Origin of the sequence: Haliea salexigens DSM 19537 (assembly GCF_000423125.1) — a bacterium.
Taxonomy (GTDB): Bacteria; Pseudomonadota; Gammaproteobacteria; order Pseudomonadales; family Halieaceae; genus Haliea; species Haliea salexigens.
This window is the reverse complement of sequence record NZ_AUHJ01000039.1, coordinates 1-9,347: the sequence shown is the minus strand read 5'-3', so window position 1 is coordinate 9,347 and position 9,347 is coordinate 1. Positions and strand designations below refer to the sequence as shown.

7 protein-coding genes and 1 pseudogene are annotated in these 9,347 nt (G+C 50.3%); 2 read left to right on the top strand and 6 right to left on the bottom strand.

The genetic code is table 11. The features are described from left to right. Positions 1–72: 72 nt before the first annotated feature. The 4 genes from G533_RS24855 to G533_RS0118580 form a co-directional block, all read right to left on the bottom strand. Positions 73–336, bottom strand: a complete 264-nt coding sequence (locus G533_RS24855; protein ID WP_027951226.1) for a hypothetical protein — start codon at positions 334–336, stop codon at positions 73–75. 136 nt (positions 337–472) lie between these two features. Continuing rightward, the gene (locus G533_RS0118590; protein WP_027951225.1) at positions 473–1,879 is read right to left on the bottom strand and encodes an efflux transporter outer membrane subunit; all 1,407 of its coding nucleotides are present in this window, start codon (positions 1,877–1,879) and stop codon (positions 473–475) included. Continuing rightward, positions 1,872–5,048, bottom strand: a complete 3,177-nt coding sequence (locus tag G533_RS0118585) for an efflux RND transporter permease subunit (protein WP_027951224.1) — start codon at positions 5,046–5,048, stop codon at positions 1,872–1,874. The genes G533_RS0118590 and G533_RS0118585 overlap by 8 nt, the downstream gene beginning before the upstream one ends. A 10-nt stretch (positions 5,049–5,058) precedes the next feature. Next, on the bottom strand, positions 5,059–6,300 hold the full coding sequence (locus G533_RS0118580; protein ID WP_027951223.1) for an efflux RND transporter periplasmic adaptor subunit: 1,242 nt from the start codon (positions 6,298–6,300) through the stop codon (positions 5,059–5,061). Positions 6,301–6,733: 433 nt separating this feature from the next. Here G533_RS0118580 and G533_RS0118575 point away from each other — a divergent pair, with 433 nt between their 5' ends. Then, positions 6,734–7,345, top strand: coding sequence for a TetR/AcrR family transcriptional regulator (locus tag G533_RS0118575; RefSeq protein WP_027951222.1), 612 nt, complete (start codon positions 6,734–6,736; stop codon positions 7,343–7,345). A 160-nt stretch (positions 7,346–7,505) separates the two neighbouring features. Then, positions 7,506–7,808 (top strand): annotated as a pseudogene (locus G533_RS25410) (AraC family transcriptional regulator); the annotation flags it as partial. 56 nt (positions 7,809–7,864) lie between these two features. Here the strand turns inward: G533_RS25410 and trfA are convergent. Together trfA and G533_RS22875 are read right to left on the bottom strand one after the other, a co-directional pair. Next, on the bottom strand, positions 7,865–8,995 hold the full coding sequence (gene trfA, locus G533_RS0118570) for a plasmid replication initiator TrfA (protein WP_008929949.1): 1,131 nt from the start codon (positions 8,993–8,995) through the stop codon (positions 7,865–7,867). A 79-nt stretch (positions 8,996–9,074) separates the two neighbouring features. After that, positions 9,075–9,347 (bottom strand): Tn3 family transposase (locus G533_RS22875; RefSeq protein WP_035529109.1); only part of this gene is annotated, 273 nt, incomplete at its 5' end.

Genomic DNA, 9,347 nt, shown 5'->3' with positions numbered 1-9,347 from the left:
GGAACTCAACTACGGAGTCGATCTATCAACCATCTGAGGGTGGTATCAGATTGATGGGGTGAAGGTGCCCCATCAACCATTAAATCCGTATACCCGAAATAAGATGACGTCGTCAAAATAGCCGAACTCCAAAAAGGCTCTCTCAAGTTCATAATTCAGGCGCCAGTCATCTTCAGGATCACAGACACTCAGGTGTGGAGCTTCATTATTTCTTTCTTCAGTCACACTTGCCTCTGCGAAATGTAATTCCCAAACGGCGTCGTCCGAAGGTCGAATTGTTTTCACAAACTGCTTAGCTAACAAAGTGTCACTGTTGATCAGCAAATAGGTAGACATAGTTGTTCACCAACATACTTGTTGTTTTCACTTAAATGACAGGGTCAGCGTCCATCAAAAAACTTTTACTTTGGAATCACCTTTTTATGAATACTCACCCCATCTGCTTATTGCGGATCCTGGGTTAAAGTTCTATTTACCTTAACTGGATGCCGCCACCAAAGTTCCGGTAGATATCGACTAAGCGGACAAAGCTCTGTTCTTGCAGTTGAGCCAACTGGTCGCGACTGCGCAGCAGTTCACGTTCGGCATCGAGCAAATCCAGGAACTCGTTGCTACCCGCTTCATATCGCTGACGGGCAATTTCTACGGCCTTTTTACTGGCCTGCCACTGTTGCTCTGTATTAAGTTGCTGCTCGCGGCTCAGGTTGTAACTGTTCAGCGATAACTGCATTTCGTTAATAGCGTCAAATACCTGTTGCTCGAACTGAGCCAGTGCCATTTGCGCACTGGCTTCGGCCTGACGGATACGTGCTTTTACCGAACCTAAATCGGCAGCCTGCCAACTTAAACTCGGTGCCACTGACCAGCTTTGTGTTTCACTACCCAGTGTTAACCCGGGGCCGGATAAAAAGCCGAGAAAACCACGCACCGAGAGGTTCGGATATAAATCCGCTGTCGCCACACCAATATTTGCCGTACGAGCTGCTAATAGCCGCTCGCTACTTGCCACGTCCGCCCGATGGCGCAGATAGTTCTCACCGTCGACCACAGCCACCGGACGCTTTAGCTCGGGCAATTGCGGATCAGCACTTAACTCCAGCTGACCCGGTTCTAACGCCAACAATGCTGACAAGGTTGCATCCGCCGCCGATAGCGCTTCCCGGTATGCGGGCACTGACGCTTTCACCCGGTGCAATTGCACGTCAATTTGTGCTAACTCCAGCTCCGAAGCCATGCCGACCTCTAATCTGGCCAGCACTATGGCACGACTTTGCTGCAGGTTTTCCAGATTTTCTTCGGCAACCTCCAGCCGCAACTGCGCTCCACGATATTCGCCGTAGCTGGTGGCCACCTGACTGATCAGTCGCACTTGCGCGTCGCGCCAGAGAATATCGGCTTGCTGCGCCTGAGCCTCCGCCGCTTCACTGGCTCGACGTAATTTGCCGAACAAGTCCAGATCCCAGCTTAAGTTGGCACCGCTGCTGTACCCGCGGGTAATACCGCTGCTGTACCAGCGGGTAATAACGTCATCATCGTCTGCCGACAGAGTATTGTTTTCACTCGCCTGATAACCTGTTTCCAGCGTCCCTTTCGGCCATGAATCGTTGTCGGCATCACGAAATACCGCATAAGCCCGGTCGACATTCGCCCTGGCTTGCGCCAGGGTACGGTTCTGCTCCAGAGCACGCTCTACCAACTGATTAAGCTCAGCATCGTCAAACGCCTGCCACCAGTTCAAAGCCTGCTCGGCCTGCTGATACGGCTGGCTTAGGTTAATGCTTTCTACCTTCTCCGGCCTTTGGTAGTCCGGCCCGGCAGAGCAGGCGCTTAGCGACGCCACGAGTAGAGCAAGGGTTGATAGCTTCACTGTATTACGCATGTTTGTTTTCCTCCGAAGAGCTTTCCGTTGGCTCTGGTAGCGCCTTTTTCTCGCCACGTTTAGCCAACATGTAGTAGAACAGCGGCGTTAAAATGAGACCGAAAATGGTGACACCAATCATGCCGGAGAACACGGCAACGCCCATGGCCTGGCGCATTTCAGCGCCGGCACCGGTGGAGAAGACCATAGGCACCACACCCATAATAAAGGCAATAGACGTCATCAGTATGGGGCGCAAACGCAGGCGACCGGCTTCCAGAATGGCTTCCATGGTACTCATACCGTGGTCCTGCAGCTCTTTGGCAAACTCGACAATTAGAATGGCGTTCTTCGCCGCCAGCCCCACCAGCACAATTAAACCTATCTGGGTAAGAATGTTGTTGTCCCCGCCATAGATAAGCACACCGCTTAACGCCGATAACAGGGTCATCGGAATAATCAGGATGATGGCCAACGGCAAAGTTAAGCTTTCGTACTGCGCAGCCAGCACCATAAAGACCAGCAAGATAACCAGCGGATAAATGAACATGCCCGCATTACCGGCCAGAATTTGCTGGTAAGTCAGTTCTGTCCACTCGTAGGTCATGCCGTTCGGCAAGGTTTCAGCGAGAATTTTTTCAATGGCCGCCTGTGCTTCCCCTGTGCTGTAACCCGGCGCAGGACCACCGTTAATTTCAGCGGTGGTAAAGCCGTTGTAATGCATGACTCTATCCGGTCCTGCGGTGTTGGTAATGTTCATAAAGGAGCCCACAGGAACCATTTCACCACTGCCGTTACGCACTTTCAGCTGACTGATTTGCTCAGGCGTTTGGCGAAACTGCTCATCTGCCTGCATATTCACCTGATAGGTACGCCCGAACCGGTTAAAGTCATTCACATACACTGAGCCCATATAAGCCTGCAAAGTCTGGAATACCTCATCCAGGCTCACATCTTGTTGCTTAGCTTTCGTACGGTCGACATCGATATCAAGCTGCGGCACATTCACCTGATAACTGGAAAATACGCCGGTCAGTTCAGGCGTCGCCCAGGCCTTTTGCATCACCTCCATATTGACCTTATACAGCTCTTCGTAACCATGGTTAGCACGGTCTTGTATTTGCAGACGGAAACCACCAATAGTCCCTAACCCTTGCACTGGCGGGGGCGGGAATATGGCAACGTAAGCTTCATCAATAGCCGCGAACTTCTGGTTCAATGCGCCCGCTATTGCATTAGCCGACATTGAAGAATCCGTTCGCTCATCAAAGTCAGTTAGCGACACAAACACAATTCCGGAATTCGGACTGTTAGTTAAACCGTTAATACTCAGACCCGGAAAGGCAATTGAGTTCGCCACACCCGGATGATCCAAGGCAATACTCGACATTTCTTTAATGACCGCAGCGGTGCGATCCAGCGAAGCGGCATCCGGCAATTGTGCAAAACCCACCAGGTATTGCTTGTCCTGACTGGGCACATAACCAGTAGGAGTCGTCGCAAACTGCAGACCGGTTAACCCTAATAAAGCCACATACAGAACGCCTACAATGACGCCATAGCGGATCACTTTTTTAACCAGCCAGCCGTAACCTTTAGACAAACGGGCAAAAAAGCGGTTAAAGGGTTCAAATAACCAACGGCCTAACAGCTTATCCATACCGCGGGTCAGTATGTCTTTTTTCTCGCCATGACCTTTTAACAGAAGCGCCGCCAATGCAGGGCTCAGCGTTAGTGAATTGATGGCTGAGATAAAGGTAGAAATGGTAATGGTTAACGCAAACTGCTTATAAAACTGACCGGTTAAGCCCGACATAAAGGCGGTTGGAATAAATACCGCTGCCAGCACCAGTGTCGTCGCGACAATAGGACCAGTCACCTCTTTCATGGCTTTTTGTGTAGCAGCAATGGGGGACAAACCTTCGCTAATATTCCGCTCTACGTTTTCCACCACCACAATGGCGTCATCCACGACGATACCAATAGCCAGCACCAGCCCAAACAGCGACAAGGTGTTTAACGAAAAGCCCAGCAAGTGCATGAAGGCAAAGGTTCCAACCAGCGACACCGGTACCGCGACCAAAGGAATAATTGAGGCGCGCCAGGTTTGCAAAAACAGCACCACAACCAGTACCACCAACAATACAGCTTCGAGCAGAGTTTTCACTACCGCATCAATAGAGCTGCGCACAAAAACGGTTGTGTCGTACACAATGTCGTACGTTAAACCGTCAGGAAAACCTTTCGACAATTCCGCCATTTTGGAGCGAACATCGTCAGAAATTTGAATGGCATTGGAGCCAGACGCCTGGAAAATAGGAAGCGCTACCGCGTCTTTATTGTTCAGTAACGAGCGCAGCGCATAAGTTGAAGCGCCAAGCTCAACACGGGCGACATCTTTTAAGCGACTGATCTCGCCGTTCTCGCCCACCTTGATAATAATGTCTTCAAACTCTTCGACGTCTGTCAGACGGCCTTTCACATTGATAAGCAACTGAAAATCAGCGTCACCGCTTGGCTGAGAACCCAAACTGCCAGCTGCCGCCTGTTGGTTTTGCTCACGAATTGCCTCGGTAATTTGCGCCGGGGACAAACCCAGTGCGGACACCTTATTAGGATCCAGCCAGACCCGCATGCTGTATTCGCCAGCGCCAAATAACTTGACCGCCCCAACGCCTTCTATACGCGCCAGTTCGTCTTTGATATTTAAGTTCGCATAATTCGACAGGTACAGCATGTCGTAGCGATCATCCGGTGAGGTTAGATGCACCATCATGGTTTCATTTGGAGACGACTTCTCAGTCACTACCCCCAAGCGCTGCACCACCTGTGGCAGGCGCGGTTTGGCTCGCTCTACCCGGCTTTGCACCTGAGTTTGCGCTAAATTGACGTCGGTACCGATAGCAAAGGTAACGGTCAGTGTCATACGACCATCCGAGGTGGCCTGAGAGGACATATACAACATATCCTCCACACCATTAATTTCCTGCTCCAGTGGCGAGGCCACAGTTTCCGCTATGACTTTGGGGTTAGCACCCGGGTAGTTAGCCGTTACTACAACCGTTGGTGGCGCCACCTCCGGGTATTCGGTAATAGGCAGTTGCCATACCGCTATCGCACCGGTAATAAAGAACAACAGCGAGATAACCGCGGCAAAAATCGGCCGTCGGATAAAAAATTGAGAAAACATTCAGTACCCCTTAACCGTGGTTATCTTCTGTAGATGTCTGCGCCGTTAACTCGTTATTGGCTTCGTCCAGCAACTGTTGCACTTTACGCAACCGGACCAGTTGCTCACTGCTTGCCATTGGCACCAGTTGAGGATCAACTTTCATATTGGCTCTAACTCGCTGCAAACCGTTCACTACAATTTTGTCCTTTGGCGTTAAACCTTCTGTCACTATGCGCAGGCCATTAACTTTTTCACCCAGCTCAATCGCCCGATACTCCAGCTCATTATTACTATTAACCACCAATACAAACTTGTTATTCAGGTCGGTTCCAACAGCCTTTTCGTCAATCAAAATGCCTTCATAAGAGTCGCTGCCCACCAAACGAATACGGGCAAATAGACCAGGTAACAAGTCGTTGTCATCGTTAGGGAAACTGGCTCGTACACGAATAGTGCCGGTTTGCGCATCAATGCGGTTATCGACAAAATCGACCCGGCCTACGTGCTGATAATTGCTGTCGTTAGCCAGTGCCATATAAACGGGGTTCGAGGTCGAGTCGCGGGTATCAGCTCGTTTCCCTGTTTCAGCCAGACGTGCGTACTTGAGGTAGCTCTGCTCGTCTACATCGAAATACGCATACATTTTCTCGGTTGAAACCAGGCTGGTAATTTGACTTTGTCCCGCGCTCACAAAGTTACCGGCGGTAACCTGAGCATAAGATACCCGGCCGCTAATAGGCGCGGTAATGCGGGTGTAGCTTAAGTCGAGTTCAGCGCGTTCAAGTGCAGCTTCAACCGAAGCTACTGTTGCCGCTGTTTGCTGTTTACGAGCTAAACGACTGTCCAGTAGTTCAGCAGAAATTGCCCGCTGGCTACTGAGTTTTTCAGCCCGCCGGTATTCCTTTTCCGCCTGAACCGCAGCGCTTTGCGCACTTTGCAGCTCAGCTTTAAGCCGCGCAACTTCGGTAGCGAAAGGTTTAGGATCAATCTGTACCAGCAAGTCTCCTTTATCTACCAGAGCCCCCTCGTTGAAATGAACTTCCTCGATATAACCAGAAACTCGGGGTATCAACTGAACCGTCTGTGGCGCTTGCAAACGGCCGGTGAATTCATCCCATTCGGTGATTCGCTCATGCACCACCTGCGCTACGCTAACTTGCGGCGGAGCCGGTGCCGCAGTCTCTTCCGCTGCTTCCGGATTGCTGCACGCGGCTAATACCAGCGCAGCAATACCTCCTAAAAGAAATTTTAACGTGTTTGTCGTACTCATGGCCTTGCTCTCGAAATTATTGCCCTATGCTGCAAAAAGTTGCATCAAATAAAACTAGCTATTTATGTACCGTTCGGTAAGAATATAGAAATCGAAGTTACTGTCAAATTAATTTTGGACTGATCGGTAAAATTGATGTTTATTTTGAACTAAATACAGAAAAACGACGTAAGAACAACTGAAGCAACCAAAAACAGGCCGCCTTTAATACGAGGTAAAGTATAGTTATTGCAGGTAGAAATTAGCGTGCCGAAAACTGCTGACTACTTGCCTATTTCTATAGAGTCGATATGAAATCTCTGTTTCCGATTGATGCCAGCGGCCTTTTTACCGCAGCAGAATCCGACAGAGTATCGCTGGACAGTATTCGCCCGCCTGTTTACTATGTGAGCGTGCCAGCAAGGGCATTAAAGTGTCGATGAGGAGTATAGCTATGACAACGAAAACTCAAACGGTTTGTCGCGGACGGCCATGTGCTTTTAATAAAGAAGAAGCACTGGGCAAAGCGCTAGAACTGTTTTGGCGTAATGGCTACGAAGGCACCTCATTGAGCGACCTGACAAAGGTGATGGGTATTAATAAACCCAGCCTCTACTCTGCTTTTGGTAATAAAGAGCAGCTGTTTTTGCAGGCTATCGACCTCTATGAAAAACGACCTGATGCCTTCTTTTATCCGGCAATGGAACAGAAAACTGCATACTTAGTAGTGCAATCGATGCTGCGCGGAGCTGCCGACAGAATGGCCAACGCGGATCACCCTCAAGGCTGTGTCACTGTTCAGGGCGCGCTGTCCTGCAGCGAAGCTTCAGCCACCGTTAAAGATGCGTTAGTTAAACGCAGATTAGACGGCCAGCAAGCACTCCAGAAACGTTTTGAACAAGCACAGCAGGATGGCGACCTGCCACAGCATGTCGATGCGGCTATTTTATCGCGCTATATCGGCACAGTACTGCAGGGCATGTCAGTACAAGCTAATAATGGTGCCTCTACTGAGGATTTATACGCGGTTGCCGACATGGTATTGCAAAACTTTCCAAAGGCATAATGTTTCAGGATTAAACACGCTAAGAGATGTAAGATCCTCCGCAATACTTGCCTAATACTACATTCCCTGAGCCATTTACTGGTCGAAACACAACACCCACACCTATACTGATGAATCTCATTTAAAGGGTGAACTTAGCCACAGCTCGAGGATTACAATTATGTCTGATCAGTACCTTGCCCAGCGAATGGCAGACCTGACGCAACGACTGCTTCCGTTACTTACAAAAGAAGACCTGACGCAAACCGCCATTGCTGACATTTCACTGATGCATCGCAGTAACCCGTCACAGGCTCGCCCAATAATTTATCGCCCCGCTGTTTGCTTTATGCTGCAAGGAGCAAAAGAGTTGCTGGTCGGCAATACCAAAGTCACTTACGAGCAAATGAATTATCTTTTGATTCCGGTCATGTTGCCGGTTTCTGGCCGGGTGTCACAAGCGTCTCCGGACACCCCCTACGTGGGTTTAAGTTTTAATAAAAAAGGGGCCGCAGCCCCTTTGTCCTCGATGCGTGGCCATCAGCTCCGCCTGCACCCCAGGGAGTCAGCGGAAACCCAAGCATCGGCAACCAGACCGCTCTCTTTCAGCTCTTCACACGCTGCCCCGACCTGCTCCCGCCACTTCTTAGCTCTGGTCGATTCCGAGCCGCACATAAGCCGGAAGGTTTCCAGCTTCAACGGGAACGGCTCCTTGTGTGAAGCAAAGTAGTCGAACATGCGGCGGGCGGTAGGGGACAGCTTGCGGTACTTGTCCCAAATGAAGCGCGAATAGTAGTCACCGGCAAACAGCACAACCATTTCTTCATCAATCATGACCTGGCATCGAGAATTGCGCTTGCCTCGATCCAGGACGCGAAACCGGCTGATTAGTGATAGTGACTCAAGACGACCAATCCGCTTGGATTCAAACTGCATGGCCGATGCCTGCAATCGTGACAAACACTCTTCGGCTTTCTTGTAGTAACGGCCATTAATCGACCACCCCAAGTCCTTGCACAGCTCATAGAACGTGAAGCTGATAGGATCGCCAATAGGCGAACGCTTGGAATACTCCATAACCTGTTGCCATACTAGCTCATCATCTTCTGCCCGAAGCTCTACGCCCGTATAGGTGATGTTCACATCGTTTCCGATGCTATAAATAGGCTCGCTCTGCAAAGCTGCGCGGGGCACTCGTTTGTTTCGCACAGTGAAAAGAGCCGACCGGGCGTAATCGTTCGGCAATGCCCGCATATGGTCGCCCCAGGGCGCAATATCAAACAATGATAGCTGGGCGTCCCTGATCTCCTGCTTGGTGTGTTTTAGCAGTGCCGCCTGGCGGGCTTCATCCACTTTTGAGGCCAGCGCATCCGTCGCGCCTTTCTTTCGCCCTGGCTTCTTGTCGCTCATGGCTTCCCCCTTGACAGCCGGGGCCGCGTCGTTGGCCTCCGTGGTGTTCTGGTTAGCGTTGGTTGTATCAGGAAGGGCAGGGGCTTCGGGTTCAGGAATGCCCGGCAGGGTGATCGCCTCGCCAATGGGGCGAAGCCCTGCCTTTGCTGACTTGGTTTGATGGTATGCTGTTCTGGACGCAATTTCTTTTGCTTTGTCTGGATCGACACCACCGACAATCAGCTTTTTTATATATTCTTGTTGGTTAAAGTCGTCTGCCATTTAGGGGTACTAGGGATTTTCCGTCCAAAAACGACAAGAATCGCTGAAAGCCCCGCCATCCGAGGCCTCCCAGGGGGTATTACTTTTCCCGAACCGGTAAATATCCCTCGATTGTGCGCATCAGTTCCTCCAGATCCGGTAGTTTTTCACTCATTTCGAAGGTATAGATACCCTTCAAGTTGATGTTATACCAAGCCACTGGAGAAGCCTGTTTGACAATCTGTATTCGCTTATCGTCATTCTGATATTCGAAGCTCGTCAGCAGCTGGCTGAGTATGCTGGAATTGAAGTAAATAATGGCGTTGGTGACCAAGCGCGCGCATTCGTTCCATAGTTGGATTTCTTCATCAGA

Coding starts and splice junctions, on each gene's coding strand:
- G533_RS0118580 (WP_027951223.1), bottom strand. CDS start 6,300: ATGAGTACGACAAACACGTTAAAATTTCTTTTAGGAGGTATTGCTGCG.
- G533_RS0118585 (WP_027951224.1), bottom strand. CDS start 5,048: ATGTTTTCTCAATTTTTTATCCGACGGCCGATTTTTGCCGCGGTTATC.
- G533_RS24855 (WP_027951226.1), bottom strand. CDS start 336: ATGTCTACCTATTTGCTGATCAACAGTGACACTTTGTTAGCTAAGCAG.
- G533_RS0118575 (WP_027951222.1), top strand. CDS start 6,734: ATGACAACGAAAACTCAAACGGTTTGTCGCGGACGGCCATGTGCTTTT.
- G533_RS0118590 (WP_027951225.1), bottom strand. CDS start 1,879: ATGCGTAATACAGTGAAGCTATCAACCCTTGCTCTACTCGTGGCGTCG.
- trfA (WP_008929949.1), bottom strand. CDS start 8,995: ATGGCAGACGACTTTAACCAACAAGAATATATAAAAAAGCTGATTGTC.